Origin of the sequence: Paenibacillus antri (assembly GCF_005765165.1) — a bacterium.
In the GTDB taxonomy this organism is placed as follows: Bacteria; Bacillota; Bacilli; order Paenibacillales; family YIM-B00363; genus Paenibacillus_AE; species Paenibacillus_AE antri.
Genome location: NZ_VCIW01000018.1, coordinates 1 through 19,106, shown reverse-complemented (window position 1 = coordinate 19,106; position 19,106 = coordinate 1). Strand labels below are relative to the sequence as shown.

Below are 19,106 nucleotides of genomic sequence, written 5' to 3'. Positions count from 1 at the left end.
ATACTGCCCCGGACATATGGACTTCGTTCGGGAGCGTAAGGGGGAACGGCTTACTTGATGACGCCTCAGCTGACGCCGCAAGGTATCGTACTCACGGTGCTGTTGTTTTTCGTCTTGGTCACGATTCACGAGTGGGGTCACTATTATTTCGCGAAGCGGGCGGGCATTCTCGTTCGGGAATTCGCCATCGGCTTCGGTCCGAAGGTGTTCGCGTTCCGCCGCGGAGAGACGAAATATACGCTGCGGCTGCTGCCGTTCGGCGGATACGTCCGCATGGCCGGCGAAGATCCGGAGACGGTGCAGATTCAGCCGGGCCAGACGATCGCGGTGGAGACGACGCCGGACGACGTCGTGACGAAGATTTACCTCGATCGCATCGACGAGCGGATGAACGCCGTCCGCGGCGAAGTGCGGTCGATCGATCTGGAGCGCAAGCTCGCGCTTACGCTCGACGTGGACGGAGAGGACGAGTCGTACCGGATTCATCCGGAGGCGATGACCGTCTCTCGCGGCCAAGAGACGCAGATCGCGCCTTGGGATCGGCAGTTCGCCGGTAAGCCGGTGGGCAAGCGCGCGATGGCCATCTTCGCGGGGCCGATGATGAACGTCATCTTGGCGGCGGGCCTGTTCATCGCGTTCGCTTTCATTAACGGCATCGCCGTGAACGTCTCCGTCAACAAGGTGAACGCCGGGGAGCCGGCGGACGCGGCGGGCATTCAGGCCGGCGACGTCATTCAGTCGATCAACGGCGTGACGATCGGACCGGATACGACGAAGATCCGCGAGCTCGTCACGGCTTCCGCCGGCGAGCCGATGGAGTGGGTCGTGCTGCGCGACGGCCGGCCGGTCGCCGTGCAGATGACGCCGATCGAGGCGATCGACGAGGCCGGCAACGCGCAAATTCGCGTCGGCGTCGAGATGATGCCGCTCACGCGCCCGGCTTCGTTCCAGGAAGGGATAACGAACGGCGTGACGACGATGTGGACGGCGACGGTTACCATTTTCGAAGGGTTCAAGATGTTGGTGCTCGGGCAGTTTACGCTCGACGACCTCGGCGGTCCGATCCGGATGGCGGAGATGACGCTGCAGCTCGCGAACGCCGGCATTCTGTATTACACGTGGTGGGCCGCGATGCTGAGCTTGTATCTGGCCATCTTCAACCTGCTGCCCGTACCGGCGCTCGACGGCAGCCGCTTGATCTTCCTAGGGTTAGAGGCGATTCGCGGCCGGCCGGTCGATCCGAATCGGGAAAGTCTCGTCCACTTCATCGGCTTCGCGATGCTCATGCTGGTGATGGTGGCGGTCACGTATAACGACATACTGCGCTTGTTTCGGGGGTAATGGGTTCTCATGACGAAAGAGTCGGGTAAGGAAAGCCAACAAGCAGGAAACCGGGAGATCACGCCGCAGAGCGAGGATTTCTCCCGTTGGTATCTCGATGCGATCCGCAAGGCGGATCTGATGGATTACGCGCCGGTGCGCGGCTGCATCGTCTTCAAGCCGGACGGCTACGAGCTGTGGGAGCTCATTCAACGGCAGCTCGACGACCGGTTCAAGGCGACGGGCCACCGGAACGCGTATTTCCCGTTGTTCATTCCGGAGAGCTTCTTCGAGAAGGAGAAGGAGCACGTCGAAGGCTTTAACCCCGAGCTGCCTTGGGTGACCGAGGCGGGCGGCGAGAAGCTGGAGGAGCGCCTGGCGATCCGTCCGACGTCGGAGACGATGATCGGTCACATGTACGCGAAGTGGATCCAGTCGTACCGCGACCTGCCGGTGCTCATCAACCAATGGGCGAACGTCGTTCGTTGGGAGAAGCGGACGATGCCGTTCCTGCGCACGAGCGAGTTCTTGTGGCAGGAAGGCCATACGGCGCACGAGGACGAAGCGGACGCGCGCCGCGAGACGATGCAGATGCTGGAGATTTACAAGGAATTCGCGGAAAACGTTCTGGCGATTCCGGTCATCGCCGGCCAAAAGACGGAGTCGGAGAAGTTCGCCGGCGCCGTCGACACGTATTCGATCGAAGCGATGATGCGCGACGGGCGCGCGGTGCAAGCCGGCACGTCGCATTATCTCGGCACGAACTTCGCGACCGCGTTCGATATTAAGTACCTCGATCGCGAGAACACGCAGCAGTTCGCGCATACGACGTCGTGGGGCGTCTCGACGCGGCTCATCGGCGCGCTGATCATGGTGCACGGCGACGACAAAGGTCTCGTCCTGCCGCCGAAGGTCGCGCCGATGCAGGCGGTGCTCATTCCGATCGGCCCGCCGGCGAAACGCGAGTCGGTGCTCGCCAAGGCGGCTGAGGTACTCGCGGATCTGAAGGCGGCCGGCGTGCGCGTCCGGATGGACGACCGCTCCGATCTGAGCCCGGGTTGGAAGTTCAACGAATACGAGATGCGCGGCATCCCGGTTCGGATCGAGCTCGGACCGCGCGACCTCGAGAACGGACAAGCCGTACTCGCCTCCCGCGTCTCCGGCGAGAAGCGCGTCGTCGCGCTGGATAACCTCGTCGCGGAAGTGGAGAAGATGCTTGCGGACGTACATAAAGAGTTGTACGATCGCGCGCTGCAATTCATGAACGATAACCTGCGGAGCGTCGATTCCTTGGAGGAGCTCAAGGCGAACGACGACAAGCTGCGCGGCTTCGTGCTCGCCGGCTGGTGCGGCTCGCGGGAATGCGAGTCGAAGGTGAAAGAAGAGACCGGGGCGACGAGCCGTAACATTCCGTTCGAGCCGGGCGAGACGAAGTCGACTTGCCTCGTGTGCGGCGAAGGCGCGAAGCATACGGTCGCTTTCGCAAGAGCTTACTAGGTAACAACATCAGCCGTGGCGTGGACGCTATCGACGAATCGCGATTCGGGTTCTAGCAAGCGTTCCGCGCCCGGTTTCTCTTTTTTATTCGAGACAAGTTGCAGAGTCAAGAGGGCCGGTAATACAAGAATCGTTGTGGGAGGACACCCTTTTGAGCGTTGTAGCTGAAAAACGTAGTCGGTTCGAGCTGCTCATGCAGCAAGCGAATATTCCGACCGACGTCATCGATTCTTTCTTTCGAGACGGGTATATCGAACGAGTCGAGACGTCTAGATCGAATCGGGAGTGGACGTTCGTCTTAAACAAAACCACCCTGGTGCCGAGGGACGTGTACCGCGCCTTCTGCAAGGCGATCATCGATCGCTTCGCGCATATCGCGGCGATCCGCTTCGTGCTCGCCTACGACGAAGCGGTGACGACCGCCGAAGTGATGGAAGCGTATTGGCCGTTGTTCGTCGATTGGGCGCAGCGCGAGGTCGCTTCGGTCAACGGCTGGCTCGCGAAGGCGAAAGTGGAGACTACGGGCGATCTCGTCTCCGTGACGCTGCTCGACGCGACGGCGCTCGAGCTCGCGAAGAAGAAGGGCATCGAAGAGATGCTCAAGACGTACTTCGCCCGTAACTTCGCGCGCGAGCTTCGCGTCAAGTTTCTCGTGGGGGAGTCGCGCGCGGAGGAATATGAACGATTCCAAGCGAAGCTGCTGGAGGAAGAGCGTCTGTTCAAGCAGGAGCTGCTCGCCGAAGCGACGTACGAAGAGGAGCCGGAGGTCGCGGGCGACGCGCCGGAGGTGCTGACGTACGGGTACGACATCAAGGATCAGCCCGTACCGATTCAGAACGTCCAAGAAGAAGAGAAGAAGGTCGTTATCCAAGGGACCGTGTTCCAGCTGGAAGCGAAGGAGCTGCGGAACGGCAGCACGCTCTTCCAATTTTCGATCACCGACTTCACGGATTCTTTGCAGTGCAAGGTGTTCGCGAAGACGAAGGACGATCTGAAGACGCTGAAGCTGCTTTCGGTCGGCAAGTGGGTGCGGCTGCGCGGCAAGGTGGAGTACGACCGGTTCATGATGACGCCCGAGCTCGTCATGATGGTGAACGACTTGAACGAAGTCGCTGCGCCGCCGGAGCGGAAGGACGACGCGGCCGAGAAGCGCGTGGAATTCCATCTGCACACGACGATGAGCACGATGGACGCGGTCAGCGACATCGGCGAATACGTGAAGCTCGCGGCGAAGTGGGGCCACAAGGCGATCGCCATCACCGACCATTCCGCGGTGCAGGCGTACCCGGAGGCGGCGAAAGCGGCGAAGAAGAACGGCATCAAGATGATCTACGGCCTCGAGGCGAACGTCGTGAACGATTCCGTGCCGGTCGTGCTACAGGCGGACGATCGCCCGCTCGCCGGCGCGACGTACGTCGTATACGACGTCGAAACGACGGGCCTCTCGGTCACGAACAACAAAATCATCGAGATCGCCGGCGTCAAGATGATCGACGGCAAGGTCGTCGACGAGTTCGCGAAGTTCATCGATCCGCACGAGAAGATTCCGTACAACATCACGCAGCTGACCAACATTACGGACGAGATGGTGGCGGGCGCTCCGGAAGAATCGGAAGTCATCCCGCAGTTCGTTGAGTGGGTAGGCGACGCCGTGCTTGTCGCGCATAACGCGCGCTTCGATACCGGCTTCCTACAAGCGGCATGCAAGCGTCACGGCTTGCCCGAGATGCCGAACCCGGTGCTCGACACGCTCGAGCTGGCGCGGTTGTTATACCCGCAGATGAAAAACCACCGTCTTAACACGCTTACCGATAAATTCAAGGTGACGCTCGAGAGTCATCACCGCGCGATCGACGACTCGAAGGCTCTCGGTGAGGTGCTCATGCACCTGCTCAAAGAGACGGACGCCCGCAACATGAAGGTGCTGTCGCAGCTGAACGACTACGTCGGCGTCGACTTGTCGAACACTAGACCGTTCCACTGCTGCATCTACGCGCTTAACGCGGTCGGCAAGAAGAACTTATATAAATTAATATCCTTATCTCATACCGAATATTTCAACCGCGTCGCCTGTATTCCGAAGTCGAAGCTCATCGAACTGAGGGAGGGGCTGCTCGTCGTCTCGGGCTGCGAGAAAGGCGAATTTTTCGAAGCGGTGCTCAATAAATCGTTGGAGGAAGCCGAGAGCGTCGCCGAGTTTTACGACGTGCTCGAGATTCAGCCGATTACGTTCTACGAGCATCTGGTGGACAAGGGGCTCGTCGCCAGCGTCGCGCAGCTGCAAGCGGCGATCCAGACGGTGCTGGCGATCGGCAAGAAGCAAGGGAAGCCGGTCATCGCGACGGGCAACGTCCACTACGCGCATCCGCGGCAGAAGCTGTTCCGCGACATTACGATTCACGGCATCACCGGCTTCAGCCCGTTGAAGGATCAGCGCAAGCCGGAAGCGCACTTCCGCACGACGAAAGAGATGCTGCAGGAATTCGCGTTCCTCGGTCAGGAGACGGCGTTCGAAGTCGTCGTCGCCAATCCTTCGGCGCTAGCGGATCGGTTCGAAGACATCGAGCTGTTCCCGTCGACGCCGTTCTTCCCTATCATCGAAGGCGCGGACGAGGAGATGCGCGAGACGTGTTATCGGACCGCTCGCGAAATGTACGGCGATCCGATTCCGGAGGTAATTGTCACGCGGCTCGAGCGGGAGCTCGTGCCGATTACGAAAGCCGGATTCTCCGCGTTGTACCTGATCTCCCAGCGGCTCGTAAAGAAGTCGAACGAAGACGGCTATCTGGTCGGCTCCCGGGGTTCCGTCGGCTCTTCGGTCGTCGCTATGATGCTTGGCATCTCGGAGGTCAATCCGCTGCCGCCGCATTACTTATGCCGGAAGTGTACGCATTCCGAGTGGTTCACCGACGGCAGCATCCCGAGCGGCTTCGACCTGCCGAACAAGAACTGCCCGAACTGCGGCGAACCGATGAAAGGCGATGGCCAAGACATCCCGTTCGAGACGTTCCTTGGGTTCAAGGGGGATAAAGTCCCCGATATCGACTTGAACTTCTCGGGCGAATACCAGCCGCACGCACACAACTATACGAAGGTGCTGTTCGGCGAAAAGAGCGTCTTCCGCGCCGGCACGATCGGCACCGTCGCCGAGAAGACGGCGTACGGCTTCGTAAAGAAATACGAAGAGGAAAAGGTCGTCCGCTGGCGCGGCGCGGAAGAGAGCCGGCTCGCGCTCGGCTGCACCGGCGTCAAGCGCTCGACCGGTCAGCATCCCGGCGGCATCGTCGTCGTACCGGATTACGTCGAAGTCGAGGACATTACGCCGGTGCAATTCCCGGCGGACGACACGTCGGCCGACTGGAAGACGACGCACTTCGATTACCACGCCTTCGACGCGAACCTGCTGAAGCTCGATATTCTGGGGCACGACGATCCGACGATGATGCGGATGCTCCAGGACATCACCGGCGTCGATCCGACGACGATTCCGATGAACGATCCGAAGGTGATGAGCATCTTCTCGTCGACCGAGGCGCTCGGCGTGACGCCGCAGCAAATTCGGTCGCCCGTCGCCACGTACGGCGTGCCCGAGATGGGGACGCGGTTCGTCCGGCAGATGCTAGAAGAGACGCAGCCGAAGACGTTCGCGGACTTGCTCCAGATTTCCGGCTTGTCCCACGGCACCGGGGTCTGGCTCGGCAACGCGCAAGAGCTGATCAAGAACGGCACATGTAACATCAAAACCGTTATCGGTTGCCGCGACGACATCATGTTGTACTTGATTTACAAGGCGGGCATGGATGCGTCGCTGGCGTTCAAGATTACGGAGAGCGTGCGTAAAGGTAAAGGTCTTACCGACGAGTGGATCGAAGAGATGAAACGCTGCGGCGTTCCGAAATGGTACATCGACTCCTGCCTCCGCATCGAATACATGTTCCCGAAGGCGCACGCGGCCGCTTACGTTATTTCCGCGGTGCGGACGGCGTATTTCAAGGTGTATTATCCGATCCATTATTATGCGACCTACTTCACCGTACGCGCGGAAGACTTCGACTTGGACTTGCTCGCGCAAGGCTACGACGCCATCTACGCCAAGATCACGGAGATCGAGGAAAAGGGCTTCAACGCCACGACCAAAGAGAAAAATATGATTTCTCCGCTCGAGATGGCTTTGGAGATGACGGCGCGCGGATTTACGTTCAAGCCTCTGGACTTGTACAAGTCGGATGCGCGCAAATTCCTCGTCGACGGCGACTCGCTCATTCCGCCGTTCTCGGCGGTAGCGGGTATCGGCGAGAACGCCGCCCGCAACATCGCCGCTTCTCGCGAGGACGGTCCTTATCTCTCGATCGAGGACTTCCAGCAGCGCTCGAAGGCGTCCAAGACGATCATCGAGCTGCTCACCGGCATGGGCTGCTTCCGCGGCTTGCCGGAGTCGAATCAGCTGTCCTTATTCTAGACAATATGTATGGAGGGAGCGACACCGGTGTTGGCCGGGTCGCTCCTTCCTTGCTTGTTCCGAAATTAGCGACGGTTTTGCCCGTTGTTGTTGTCGCCCGTAAAGACGTTCTTCACTTTTTGCGCCGCGTTTTGCACCATGTCGCCGAGATCTTGGTTGTTCTGATTGTTCTGGTTGTTCTTTCTGTTTTGCTTTGCCATGGCAGCGATTTGCCCCTTTCGAGTTGTGTGGCTGGCGTTTTACCAAGCCACCGTTATTTTGCACCGGGAAGGGTGCGGCCATTCTAATGGGCTATGTTGTTTTCCGTCGACTTCGCGGCGGGTTCATGGTAATCTAAGGATAATTTCACAGATGTCTTCCGAAAGCATCGGAGACTGCACGCCTTTAGGGCGGCAGTCTCCTTTTTTTGTTTTCGGGGTCATTTTCCGGATGGGGGTAGGATTGGTGGTCGTGACTTGGAAGCAGTGGGCTTTCCTGATCGTGTCGTTCTTCTCGGCGATGTTTATCTTGCTGTATGACATGATCTTTCCGCAGGTGCAAATCGTCGTGTTCTCCGATCAGGCGGAGGTCGTTATGCTGTCGGTGTTGGAGGCTGTGGATGAAGAAGCGACGATTCGTCCGGGGCGTGCCGTCGAGGAGGAAGCGTGGGAGGTGTACCGCCGGCCGACGTACTTGGTGCTCGCCTATGGTTATGGAGATTTGTTTGTGCATCGGAGGTACGAATACGATAAGGACTGGTTTTTGCTTCATCGGACGGAGGATGCGGGGGAGTTGATTCACTACTTGAAGAGGAATTGGAATTTGATGTTTTGGCGATGGTGGTTGGCGGGGTAGGGTACGGGAAATGGATGGTTTCCATAATCAGGTAGTACTGATATAATCCTTGGTGAAAGGTTGGAAAACGCGTGAAGATCGTACTAGGCCTTCTGGACGAAACCCACATCGGAGCTCGCATTCCTTACCATCCGGAAATCGTGAAGGCAATGCATGGGTTGCCCGGCGCTCATTGGTCGCGGGAACAACGGGTGTGGAAAGTCCCGCATACGGAGAGATCTGTTTTGGCGCTGTTAGATGTGCTTCGCGGCACTTCCCTTACGATTCAACCCGCTTTGAGCGCGGAGTGGGAGCGAAGGGGGAGCTTGTTCGGGAACGTGCTGCAGCGATTGGATGATCCGAGTTCGTCCCCCGCTTGGGATGTTCGCACCAAGGCTAAGCTGCGGAACCAATTGAAAGCTAGGGGCTACAGCGACCGAACCGTGAAAGCGTACATCGGTCATGTTGCCCGGTTTTTCGCAACCTATCAAGAAGGGAACGAGGATTGGGATGAACAACTAATGATGAGGTACAACGTGTATTTGCAGGAACGGTCGTTTTCTCATTCTTACATTAATCAAGCGATCAGTGCGATTACGTTCTACCTTCGTCATGTGTGCGAGGCGCCTCCGGTTTCTGTTGCGTATGCCCGACCTAAGCGAGAACAGAAGCTCCCTAACGTGTTAAGTCTACAAGAAGTACTTCGATTGCTTGACTGCGTTACGAATGTAAAGCACCGAGCATTGCTCTACCTCACTTATGCTTCCGGCCTGCGGGTCGGCGAAGTCGTGCGGCTGAAACCTCACGATCTCGACGTTGAACGCCGAACCGTGAAGGTTCGGCAAGGCAAAGGGCGAAAAGATCGGTACACGATCCTCTCCGGCGCCGCGCTGTATGAAGTGAATCGGTATGTCGCTATGGAACGCCCGCAGTTCTGGCTGTTTCCAGGGCAGGACGCCCGAAAGCCGCTCACCGAACGCGCCGCGCAGAAGGTGTTCGAACAAGCGCTTCGGAAATCCGGTCTGAAGAAGGAAGCTACGATCCACACGCTCCGACATTCCTTCGCGACACACCTGTTAGAAGCGGGGACGGACATCCGTTATATTCAGGAGTTGCTCGGTCATCGGAACCTAAAGACCACGGAACGCTACACGCATGTCAGCGTACGGGACATCCGTCACATCCAGAGCCCGCTGGACCGCTTGTTGCCGTCGCCCGAGTCCTGATGAGTCTGAGGCGGATACACGAACTTCCTCTATCTTCTGGGTCGGGAGGATCTCAGAACTTCGCGTATCCGCTGGAGTTGAGGAGTATCCGAAGTTCGCAGAAAAGACGTTATACGATATGGTTGGAAAACGGAAAAAGACAATATGTACTGACGTTGATAAATACATCCTGGGACTGGCTGGGTTTGAACGGAGAGTATTCGAAGAAGTATGCCAGAACCGCCAGTCCTGGAAAACCAAAAACAACAAGATGATGAAAGAATAAGTTGGACTGGCTGGGTTTGAACGGAGCATTTTCGAAGAAGTATACCAGAACCGCCAGTCCTTGGAAAAACAAAATCGAACAAAATGATGAAAGAATTTGATGGACTGGCTGGGTTTGGACGGAGCGTTTTCGAAGAAGAATGCCAGAACCGACAGTCCTTGAAAAAACAAAAACAAACAAGATGATGAAAGAATATGATGGACTGGCTGGTTTTGAACGGAGTATTTTCAAGGATGCATGTCAGAACCGCCAGTCCTCTTGGGAAAAAATGAAGTCAAAATGAATAATAAAAAACGTGATAAAAGCAGAGATGAAGGAATATTCGAAGAAGCCAACCACATCGTATAACACCGCATTCACGCATCGGGCTGACGCCCTCGGTCGCAGATGTGGGTCCGAAGAAGTAGTTGCTGCGACAACTCCCTACTGGAGTTCGTGAATGCGAGAAACGTTAGGCGAAAGATCGATGACTATATAATTAACCCTTGTAATTCCATTGAAGGGAACAAATAAACATGAATATACTTTTTGTTTGCACTGACAACTTCACAAGAAGTGTGATCGCTGAATTCTGTATGAGGGATTATCTTAAAAGAAAGAGTTTAAATACCATTAATGTTGCGTCTGCAGGAATACGTGCCGATAGTGATATAAGCATATATTCAGATATACATTTTATAATCATGAAAGGAATGGGAATTGATACATCTGGATTTAAGAGGACGATGTTCGATGAAGATAGTTTTAAGACATCTGATATTATCATTGGTATGAGCAATTTGCATGTCGATTATATTAAAGAAAAATTTGGGAGAGAGATAGTATTATTTAATGAATTGGTTGACGGATCTCAAGTATCAGTACAAGTTGGAGCACCGGATCATGAAGAATTTCAAGAACGGATGGAAGAACTTGTAGATTATATTAATTCTTCAATACCAAGAATAATTGAAAAGATAGAAGAACAATGAATGTAGGTAACTCAAAGATCCTTCGCCTAACACCGCATTCACGCTTCGGGCCTACCGGCCCTCGGTCCGCGGGAGGTAATTCGAGGAAGCAGATTCAGCGGACAACTCCCTACGGGAGTTCGTGAATGCAAGAACGTTATACGATATGGTTGAAAAACAGATAAAAGCACATTTTGAACTGACATAGATAATTATATGATCGGGACTGGCTGGGTTTGAACGGAGCGTTTCGAAGAAGTATACCAGAACCGCCAGTCCTTGGAAAAACAAAATCGAACAAAATGATGAAAGAATATGATGGACTGGTTGGGTTCGAACGGATTTTTTTCGAGGATGCATGCCAGAACCGCCAGTCCTGCAAAAGCAAAAACGAACAAGATGATGAAAGAATAAGTTGGACTGTCTGGGTTTGGACGGAGCGTTTTCGAAGAAGAATGCCAGAACCGACAGTCCTTGAAAAAACAAAAACAAACAAGATGATGAAAGAATATGATGGACTGGCTGGGTTTGAACGGAGTATTTTCAAGGATGCATGTCAGAACCGCCCAGGCCTCTTGGGAAAAAATGAAGTCAAAATGAATAATAAAAAACGTGATAAAAACAGTGATGAAGGAATATTCGAAGAAGCCAACCACATCGTATAACACCGCATTCACGCATCGGGCTGACGCCCTCGGTCGCAGATGTGGGTCCGAAGAAGTAGTCGCTGCGACAACTCCCTGCGGGAGCTCGTGAATGCGAGAGACGTTAGGTGAAATTCCCCGAAGAAATGGGTGAAAGCAATTGCCATGGAGTAGAACTAAAAAACAACTTGAGGAGCGTCTTTGCGATTCGCTAAAAGAACATATCGGATATCAAAGCACTCGATATAGAGGTGCCCATGACCAAGAAGGAAGAGCATGGATAACTTATGATAAACAGGTGATTTACGATTTTTGCACTGTAAGACGATCGTATAAATTTAATAAATTAGCCTACGAATTAAGAAAGAAAACAAATAGTTTGAATTGGCGAGACGAAGATCATACTGACGGTTACTGGAAGGCTTATAAACAGGCAGAAGAGACATTGGAACTTAAGGTGAGTATACTCAAAATGAATTCTATAATGCTGTTGAACAATATCTCAACTTATCAATAGATGAAGCTATTTCGTCAGATGATCCAATAATTCGGGCATTGTCAATGTTCGATAAAAGGCTTGGAAAGAGAAGACTTGAAAAGATGGAAATAGATAAGGATGAAAAACCAATTGTAAACCTGTTCAAAACATTAAGGATTAAAACTGAGGGTATAGTCGGAGATGCGGGGAACTTCACCTAACACCGCATTCACGCATCGGGCTGACGCCCTCGGTCGCAGACGTAAATTCGAAGAAGTGGTTGCTGCGACAACTCCCTGCGGGAGTTCGTGAATGCGAGAGACGTTATGTGAAATCTCACTAAAACAAAGAGCAATCCGAATCGAGGATCCGTGGATGGACACTAAGGAGTTTAGAGAACTTTTAAAAATTCATTTTAAACCAAGAATGAATGAGCTTGGTTTCAAAGGTTCTAACCATCACTTTGTTAAGGTAACAGACAACCACTTTATCTATATGTTTGTAATTCAAGCAAACAAATATGGTGGTTCTTGCGTTATGGAGATGGGAGCTACACTTGATTTTCTTGTTACGGAAAAGAAACAGAGTGAGATAACAGTTTACGATTGTGACTTTAGGAAGAGGTTGCGAGCAAGGCCTTCCCTAGTTCAGAAGATTTTCAAGAATACTCAGGAGAAGTGGCACGAAAATGTTGAGAATGAGGAAGATGCAATTAATACGATCCATGACATGTTGAATCTTGTTAATGGACAATTAATGGGATATTATTCTCAATTTTCGACTTTTCCAAATTCAATAACTGATATCACTCTTGACGAGATTATATCGGGCAGTAGAAGACTGTATGATTTAGGTTCCCCACCAAAGTTAAGATTGGCATTATTAATAGCAAAGACTCATTACTACATAGGAAACCTCGAGCAATCAGATAAAATTGCTTCGTGGGGGTTAAAGAATATAGGAAATGCGACTGGATTGATTAATGATTTTCGTAAGCTTATTCAGGAAGAGTGAGACTTCACATAACACCGCATTCACGCATCGGGCTTACGCCCTCGGTCGCAGACGTGGGTTCGAGGAAGTGGTTGCTGCGACAACTCCCTGCGGGAGTTCGTGAATGCGAGGAACGTTATCTGAAACCGCCCAAAGATCCAAAATGTTACACCCATTAGATGGGAGTTGATAGATTGAAAATAAGAGAAGCCAATCTTCAAGATGTTGAAGGTATTGCACATGTTCATTTATTAAGTTGGAGGGAAACCTATAGTGGAATTATATCGGAATCTTATCTATCCAACCTTTCAATAGAACAAAGAAAAAAGAACTGGATCTGGACATTCAACAATTTAAACATAAATGAATTTATATGTGTTGCTGAAGATTTGAATGGGAGAATTGTTGGTTTCTCCAATTCAGGGAAAAATCGAAATACAGAATATGAACATGAAGGCGAGATATATGCTATTTATCTCTTAAAGGAATACCAAAATAAAGGAATAGGGAGAATGTTGTTTGATTTTTCAGTTAGACGATTAAGATCAAGTGGATACAAATCAATGATGTTATGGGTGTTAAAAGATAATCCAACACTCGGTTTTTACAAAAGTTTTGGTGGAACTGTGATGGGTGAGAAGATGATAAAAATAGGTGAACAAGAACTAAGTGAATTGGCAGTCGGATGGAATGTAATCTAAAAGAAAGTTGCAGGTATTTTCAACGAAGCGGGCGGCATCAGATAACACCGCATTCACGCATCGGGCTTACGCCCTCGGTCGCAGATGTGGGTTCGAGGAAGTGGTTGCTGCGACAACTCCCTTCGGGAGTTCGTGAATGCGAGAAACGTTATCTGAAATAACCGTAAAACACATATAAAGAAGGTAGCCCAATGATGCAAAGATTACCCAAAGGAATCACCGGCTTTGGTGATATAGTCGGTTCAGGAATTGAAGAAATTGAATTCAAACAGTTATGTTTTCATTTACAAAACAGTTTTGGATTTCGTGGATTTGATGTGATTAAGACTATTCATGAAAGCTACTACCTCGGTAAGTTTTTGTCGGACAATGAGTATTTGTTTATATTGATGAATCGGTATTATCCATTCATATCGTTTGCAAATTCGTATGTATATGGGAATGCTAACTTTGTTGATTATACTGACATATCGGATTACATATCTAAAATGAATTATAGATTTGCGAAGATTCTAGAGAATGAGGCGGATTATTATAAAGTTCTTTCAAAGTTAGATTTAAACCGTGAATTGAATAAAGAGTTGATTAGTGAATTGAATCCTGTAGAACTAGGTGTTATGAAGTATTGGAGGCCTCAGTTAGTGAGCGATGTAATTTATAATAATTGGGATTGAGTGAATTCGAAGAAGTCGGTTACTTCAGATAACACCGCATTCACGCATCGGGCTTACACCCTCGGTCGCAGACGTGGGTTCGATGAAGTGGTTGCTGCGACAACTCCCTACGGGAGTTCGTGAATGCGAGAAACGTTATCGGAAATTCTTGCAATAGGGGTGGGAGTAGTTCAATGAAGAGGATAAAAATTGTAATAAGTGCGCTATTATTACTTATAACTTTGAGTGCTTGTACAAGTGATATTGAATCAGAAACACATGACTCCATCTTCCAAGTTGGAGTAGACGAGCTTAAGAATGTTAAGGCCAACGAGGCCTTTGAAATAATAGGATATCTAAAAAACAAGTCAAAACGAACATTAGAGGTATCCCATGGCTCAGGAATGTTTACATATGAGATCTATAATGAAGACGGAGACCAAATTCTCCCTAATACTACAATTTTCATAAGAAATGATATTGGCTATATGGTGGAACTCAAAGCCGACGAAGAATACAGAAATAATGGTGAAGGGCAGAGAAGTAAGGAGTATTATGAATTTGTTATCCACGAGCCGGGATATTATAAAGTTAAAATGCATGTTGAATTTTCGATTAATAATGAAGGTAAACAAGAACAAATTAATATCTCGAGTGATCTCAAGGAGTTCAAAGTGGAATAAGAGAATATAGAAATCTCAGAGATGGCAAGAACTTCCGATAACACCGCATTCACGCATCGGGCTTACGCCCTCGGTCCGCAGAAGGGAACTCAAAGAAGCTGGAGCTGCGGACAACCCCTTACGGGGTTCGTGAATGCGAGAGACGTTATCCGAAAGAACGAAGCATGAAATAAACCCTGAAAGGAAGAAATTGATGAATATTATGTTTGTTTGTACTGACAATTTTACAAGAAGTGTGATTGCAGAATTTTGCCTAAAGGATTATTTGCAACGAATCAATGATGTGTCAATCAATGTTTGTTCGTCTGGGGTAAGAGCATCAAGTGAGATAAGTAAATATTCAAACCTGCATTTTGACATTATGGAGAGTAAAGGTATTAAATTAGAAGGTTTTACGAGGACACAATTTACTGAAGAATGTTTTGATACGCAGGACATTATTGTTGGAATGAGTGAATTACATAGGGATTATATAAAACAAGAGTACAACAGAACAATTCCATTGTTCAATGAGATGTATAACGGGACATCTTTATCTGTAAATATTGGTTCCCCCGAAGAAGACGATTTCGCCGTAAAGATGGAAGAACTCGTGAATTATATTAGAGATGCGATGCCAGTACTGTACAAGAAGATCAATGAAAGAAATTTGTGAGTAGCTCAAGGTTCACTCGGATAACACCGCATTCACACATCGGGCTAACGCCCTCGGTCGCAGACGTGGGTTCGAAGAAGCGGATGCTGCGACAACTTCCTCCGGGAGTTCGTGAATGCGAGAAACGTTAGCTGAAATATCACAAAGGATAGATTAAGAAATCACTCGGAGGTACCTATGATTAAATATGAAGATTTTACAAACCAATTGTTACAATCTGCCCGCGATTCTGGATTGGAACCATATTACATTAAAAATAAAATTGAAACTACAAGCTTAGAAAGAGGTTTCTCATTCCTCTGTGTTCCGGCAATTGAAAATCCCCCGCATTTAATAAGAGCTGAAGTAAGTTTTCATTGGGACAGCATGATGACAGCTGAATCAATATACGGGGGTAATTGCTCTCTTTACCATGATGAAACCGAAGAGTGTACTCATGATGACCTTCCCAATGAGGCATTCACTGAATTAGAAATTGAGTATCAATTCGAGATAGATAAAAGCTACTTAAATAATACTGATTTTATAAATCGAGAATTAATAAATACTTTTCAAGGAAACATGGTTCATAACAATTTACCCTTTATTAGATGGGAGGCTTTTGTAAATCCTGAAGGTAATGCTGGGGTATCCAAAGTTACAGCCGGTCACCATTGGATAGTTAAATTAGACGAAGAGGAATATGATTTTGAAGACATATTCCTTGAAATAAACAACAACATTAAGGAGCTTTCAGTCTTGCCTTTTATCAAGAAGAGCTTTTGAGGGGCATTTCGAAGAAGTGTGATACTTCAGCTAACACCGTTTTCACGCGTCGGGCCTGACGGCCCTTGGTCCGCGGGAGTAAATACGAGGAAGCAGGAGCCGCGGACAACTCCCTGCGGGGGTTCGTGAATACGAGAGACGTTATACGACATGGTTGAAAAACGGATAAAAACTTTATGGACTTACGTTGTTAAATACATTATCGGGACTGGCTAGGTTTGAACGGAAAAAACGAACAAAATGAAAAAAGAATAAAGTTGAACTAGCCGGGTTTGAACGGAGTGTTTTCAAAGAAGTATGCCAGAACCGCCAGTCCCGCCTGGTAAAAAATGAAGACAAAAATTGATAATAAAATAACTGTTAAAAGCAGATACGAAGGATTATTCGAAGGAGCCAACCACATCGTATAACACCGCATTCACGCATCGGGCTGACGCCCTTGGTCCGCAGAAGAAATCTCGAAGTAGCCGGTGCTGCGGACAACCCCTGACGGGGTTCGTGAATGCGAGAGATGTTAGCTGAAATTGACTAAAGAAGGAGAATTGTTATGCTACCTGAACTTTTGGAAATATTAAGAAGAGATTCAAAGCAATTAGAGATAGATTTTGAAAGAGCAAGCATTGAAGGTAAAGGGACACCTCAGGAAATTGCTGATTTTAGGGAGAATAGTTTTCAATCTTTTATAGAGCGGTATTATCCTTTTCCATATAGAGTAACCAAGGGTGGAATTTTTGATAGTTTCGGTAACCGTTCAGACTCTATTGATTGTGTAATTTGTAATCCTGTTCACCCACACACAATTGATACAAAAGGAAAGTTTAGATTGCTCTTGGCCGATGGGGTAGATATAGCCGTAGAGGTTAAGCCAGATCTATCTACTTATGCTGAGTTATCAAGAGGCTTGATCCAAGGAATATCAATTAAAAGATTAAGAAGAGCTAAAGGATCAGGGTTTCTCGAAATAAACCACCCTCATTTATATGAACACTCCAAACAGCTCCCGTTCGTTATCTTCTCATTAAGAGCGAAGTCTGACGTATTAAGTACCGGCAAAGATATTATTAAGTACTACAAAGAAAATAATGTATCACTTGAGGAACAGGCGGATATGGTTGCTATAAATAATTCAGGGATTTTTTATAACTATAAATTTAAGGAACATTTTGTATGGAACAGATCTATACCAGATGATAAAAAAATAGGATGGTATTTTGAGGGTTGGGGACAAGATACATTAGCAGGAGTTTTATTTCATTTTCAAAACTTCCCCCCGAGTGTAAGCCATATTGATACACCGGTACTAAAGCGTTATTTTAAGCAAATGAGGATCGATAAGCTCATAAGAATTGATTCTGAAGGATAATCGAAGATGACGTCAACTTCAGCTAACACCACATTCACGCATCGGGCTTATGCCCTCGGTCCGCAGAAGCAATTCCGTAGAAGTGGGAGCTGCGGACAACCTCCTACGGAGGTTCGTGAATGCGAGAGACGTTATATGAAATTGTGGGGAAACACAGAAAAAAACTAAATAATAGAAGGTGAAACAATCAAATTACTTTTCGTATGTAGTAGAAACAAATGGCGAAGTTTAACAGCAGAAAAGATCTTTAGTGTCTTAACTGCTTATGATGTTCGATCGGCTGGTACTGAAGAGGGAGCCAGGGTTAAAGTTACAGAAGGGCATATTGGTTGGGCGGATATCATTTTCGTTATGGAGAAGAAACATATTAGAAGATTAAGGGATAAATTTAACCATGAACTGCAGTACAAACAATTAGTTTGTCTTGATATTCCTGATGATTATACTTTTATGGACGAAGACCTAATTGAGATTTTGAAATCGAGAGTGTCAGAATATATTGAAATTCCAAGTGATTTTTGAAAGTAGCTCAGGTAGCCCCACAACATCATATAACACCGCATTCACGCATCGGGCTTACGCCCTCGGTCCGCAGAAGAGATTTCGGAGAAGTCGGTGCTGCGGACAACCTCCTTCGGAGGTTCGTGAATGCGAGGAACGTTATGTGAATCCTCGGGAAAAACTATTTAAACACAAAGGGGCGTATATGAACAAAGCCGATTATTTTAATAATCTGAATGAAATAATTATTGATACATTATTTATAGGGAAAACGAAAGATGATTTAAAGACTGAAATAGCTAACAATACTTGGGGCATAGGAATTACTAATGAAGTTGCGGCTCGGATAGAAACAAATGATTTTATTTTGTTCTTGAATAAGGTCATTCAGAACCGAGAACATCAGATTACTCAATCAACGCTAGATCATGGAATGCTCTTCTATGTTTGGGTTGACCATCTTGCAGGTCAATTGCGATTAAACCTTATTTCAGATTATCATACTAAACTTCCGTTTGGGTGTGATATCGAGATAACTGATAACCTTGAAAGCATTATTACAGAATTTATACTATCTCCTTTTCTTAATGGTATACCTATCCAAGAACAAGAAGAAGTTGAGGAGCCTAGTAACGAGCCTTTCCTGCAAAGGGTATATTTAAAGACAATTTGTAAGTAATTCAGGGAAGCCCGAGGCATCACATAACACCGCATTCACGCATCGGGCTGACACCCTCGGTCGCAGACGTAGGTTCGAGGAAGTTGATGCTGCGACAACTCCCTACGGGAGTTCGTGAATGCGAGGAACGTTATCGGAAATCTAATGCAAAATCAATACTAAACATCTGGACGAAATCAGTCGATTTCGTTCTTTTTTTGAAGGAATTTGTCGAAAAATCTGGAATATTTAAGGAAATGTATTTGGTAGGAGGAGAATAATGCGGATTGCGACTGTTTCAATTAGGAATTTTCGTTGTTTAAAAGAAATTGAAAACCTGCCTCTTCAAAAGTTTTCGATTTTTATCGGGGAGAACGATTCCGGAAAGGACGCCGTAATTGCAATTGTCTTCATGTTCACCGATGATTTCTTTGATTTTGACCAGAAGGCGTTCCTGCCGCTCCTGTTTGGAGGTAGGCTTC

18 protein-coding genes and 1 pseudogene are annotated in these 19,106 nt (G+C 48.8%); 18 read left to right on the top strand and 1 reads right to left on the bottom strand.

The features are described 5' to 3' along the window. Window positions 1-57: 57 nt before the first annotated feature. The 3 genes from rseP to FE782_RS22670 all read left to right on the top strand — a co-directional run bounded on the left by rseP (window position 58) and on the right by FE782_RS22670 (window position 7,276). The gene (gene rseP / locus FE782_RS22680) at window positions 58-1,341 is read left to right on the top strand and encodes an RIP metalloprotease RseP (protein WP_138196782.1); all 1,284 of its coding nucleotides are present in this window, start codon (window positions 58-60) and stop codon (window positions 1,339-1,341) included. 9 nt (window positions 1,342-1,350) lie between these two features. Continuing rightward, window positions 1,351-2,817: a proline--tRNA ligase gene (gene proS, locus FE782_RS22675; protein WP_138196633.1), complete on the top strand. Its 1,467-nt coding sequence runs from the start codon at window positions 1,351-1,353 to the stop codon at window positions 2,815-2,817. A 151-nt stretch (window positions 2,818-2,968) separates the two neighbouring features. Beyond that, window positions 2,969-7,276, top strand: a complete 4,308-nt coding sequence (locus tag FE782_RS22670) for a PolC-type DNA polymerase III (protein WP_202914589.1) — start codon at window positions 2,969-2,971, stop codon at window positions 7,274-7,276. A gap of 65 nt (window positions 7,277-7,341) precedes the next feature. On the opposite strand, the gene FE782_RS33140 is transcribed toward FE782_RS22670, so the two are convergent. Then, window positions 7,342-7,476, bottom strand: a complete 135-nt coding sequence (locus FE782_RS33140; RefSeq protein WP_274388746.1) for a hypothetical protein — start codon at window positions 7,474-7,476, stop codon at window positions 7,342-7,344. A gap of 229 nt (window positions 7,477-7,705) precedes the next feature. Here FE782_RS33140 and FE782_RS22665 point away from each other — a divergent pair, with 229 nt between their 5' ends. From FE782_RS22665 to FE782_RS22600, 15 genes and pseudogenes are all read left to right on the top strand, one after another. After that, window positions 7,706-8,110 (top strand): hypothetical protein, encoded by a 405-nt coding sequence (locus FE782_RS22665; RefSeq protein WP_138196632.1) that lies wholly within the window; start codon window positions 7,706-7,708, stop codon window positions 8,108-8,110. A 224-nt stretch (window positions 8,111-8,334) separates the two neighbouring features. Then, a complete protein-coding gene (locus FE782_RS22660) occupies window positions 8,335-9,315 on the top strand; it encodes a tyrosine-type recombinase/integrase (RefSeq protein WP_238392622.1) in 981 nt (326 codons plus the stop codon). A 780-nt stretch (window positions 9,316-10,095) separates the two neighbouring features. Further along, the gene (locus FE782_RS22655; protein ID WP_138196631.1) at window positions 10,096-10,551 is read left to right on the top strand and encodes an arsenate reductase/protein-tyrosine-phosphatase family protein; all 456 of its coding nucleotides are present in this window, start codon (window positions 10,096-10,098) and stop codon (window positions 10,549-10,551) included. Window positions 10,552-10,766: 215 nt separating this feature from the next. Next, window positions 10,767-11,195, top strand: coding sequence for a hypothetical protein (locus FE782_RS22650; RefSeq protein ID WP_138196630.1), 429 nt, complete (start codon window positions 10,767-10,769; stop codon window positions 11,193-11,195). 139 nt (window positions 11,196-11,334) lie between these two features. Then, window positions 11,335-11,873, top strand: a pseudogene (locus tag FE782_RS33430) (SF0329 family protein). A gap of 91 nt (window positions 11,874-11,964) precedes the next feature. Next, window positions 11,965-12,666: a DUF4304 domain-containing protein gene (locus FE782_RS22645; protein WP_138196629.1), complete on the top strand. Its 702-nt coding sequence runs from the start codon at window positions 11,965-11,967 to the stop codon at window positions 12,664-12,666. A gap of 173 nt (window positions 12,667-12,839) precedes the next feature. Then, window positions 12,840-13,346, top strand: a complete 507-nt coding sequence (locus FE782_RS22640) for a GNAT family N-acetyltransferase (protein WP_138196628.1) — start codon at window positions 12,840-12,842, stop codon at window positions 13,344-13,346. A gap of 191 nt (window positions 13,347-13,537) precedes the next feature. Next, window positions 13,538-14,020, top strand: coding sequence for a hypothetical protein (locus FE782_RS22635; protein WP_138196627.1), 483 nt, complete (start codon window positions 13,538-13,540; stop codon window positions 14,018-14,020). A gap of 173 nt (window positions 14,021-14,193) precedes the next feature. Continuing rightward, window positions 14,194-14,682 carry an outer membrane protein assembly factor BamD gene (locus tag FE782_RS22630; protein WP_138196626.1) on the top strand — a complete coding sequence of 163 codons (489 nt, stop codon included), beginning with the start codon at window positions 14,194-14,196 and terminating at the stop codon, window positions 14,680-14,682. A gap of 133 nt (window positions 14,683-14,815) precedes the next feature. Next, window positions 14,816-15,337: an arsenate reductase/protein-tyrosine-phosphatase family protein gene (locus FE782_RS22625; protein ID WP_138196625.1), complete on the top strand. Its 522-nt coding sequence runs from the start codon at window positions 14,816-14,818 to the stop codon at window positions 15,335-15,337. Between the two features lie 177 nt (window positions 15,338-15,514). Beyond that, window positions 15,515-16,102: a hypothetical protein gene (locus FE782_RS22620; RefSeq protein WP_138196624.1), complete on the top strand. Its 588-nt coding sequence runs from the start codon at window positions 15,515-15,517 to the stop codon at window positions 16,100-16,102. A 547-nt stretch (window positions 16,103-16,649) separates the two neighbouring features. Further along, window positions 16,650-17,465: a DUF6602 domain-containing protein gene (locus tag FE782_RS22615; protein ID WP_138196623.1), complete on the top strand. Its 816-nt coding sequence runs from the start codon at window positions 16,650-16,652 to the stop codon at window positions 17,463-17,465. A 186-nt stretch (window positions 17,466-17,651) separates the two neighbouring features. Beyond that, entirely contained in the window at window positions 17,652-17,987 is a 336-nt protein-coding gene (locus FE782_RS32990) for a low molecular weight protein tyrosine phosphatase family protein (RefSeq protein ID WP_138196779.1), read from the top strand. A 184-nt stretch (window positions 17,988-18,171) separates the two neighbouring features. Further along, window positions 18,172-18,645, top strand: a complete 474-nt coding sequence (locus FE782_RS22605; protein WP_202914588.1) for a hypothetical protein — start codon at window positions 18,172-18,174, stop codon at window positions 18,643-18,645. Between the two features lie 259 nt (window positions 18,646-18,904). Further along, the coding region (locus tag FE782_RS22600; protein ID WP_138196622.1) for an AAA family ATPase at window positions 18,905-19,106 on the top strand (202 nt) is incomplete at its 3' end.

What these genes read in the sequence shown, in the direction of transcription:
- rseP (WP_138196782.1), top strand. Translation starts at nt 58, where the DNA reads ATGACGCCTCAGCTGACGCCGCAAGGTATCGTACTCACGGTGCTGTTG.
- proS (WP_138196633.1), top strand. Translation starts at nt 1,351, where the DNA reads ATGACGAAAGAGTCGGGTAAGGAAAGCCAACAAGCAGGAAACCGGGAG.
- FE782_RS33140 (WP_274388746.1), bottom strand. Translation starts at nt 7,476, where the DNA reads ATGGCAAAGCAAAACAGAAAGAACAACCAGAACAATCAGAACAACCAA.
- FE782_RS22665 (WP_138196632.1), top strand. Translation starts at nt 7,706, where the DNA reads ATGGGGGTAGGATTGGTGGTCGTGACTTGGAAGCAGTGGGCTTTCCTG.
- FE782_RS22655 (WP_138196631.1), top strand. Translation starts at nt 10,096, where the DNA reads ATGAATATACTTTTTGTTTGCACTGACAACTTCACAAGAAGTGTGATC.
- FE782_RS22645 (WP_138196629.1), top strand. Translation starts at nt 11,965, where the DNA reads ATGCGAGAGACGTTATGTGAAATCTCACTAAAACAAAGAGCAATCCGA.
- FE782_RS22635 (WP_138196627.1), top strand. Translation starts at nt 13,538, where the DNA reads ATGATGCAAAGATTACCCAAAGGAATCACCGGCTTTGGTGATATAGTC.
- FE782_RS22630 (WP_138196626.1), top strand. Translation starts at nt 14,194, where the DNA reads ATGAAGAGGATAAAAATTGTAATAAGTGCGCTATTATTACTTATAACT.
- FE782_RS22625 (WP_138196625.1), top strand. Translation starts at nt 14,816, where the DNA reads ATGCGAGAGACGTTATCCGAAAGAACGAAGCATGAAATAAACCCTGAA.
- FE782_RS22620 (WP_138196624.1), top strand. Translation starts at nt 15,515, where the DNA reads ATGATTAAATATGAAGATTTTACAAACCAATTGTTACAATCTGCCCGC.
- FE782_RS22615 (WP_138196623.1), top strand. Translation starts at nt 16,650, where the DNA reads ATGCTACCTGAACTTTTGGAAATATTAAGAAGAGATTCAAAGCAATTA.
- FE782_RS22605 (WP_202914588.1), top strand. Translation starts at nt 18,172, where the DNA reads ATGAACAAAGCCGATTATTTTAATAATCTGAATGAAATAATTATTGAT.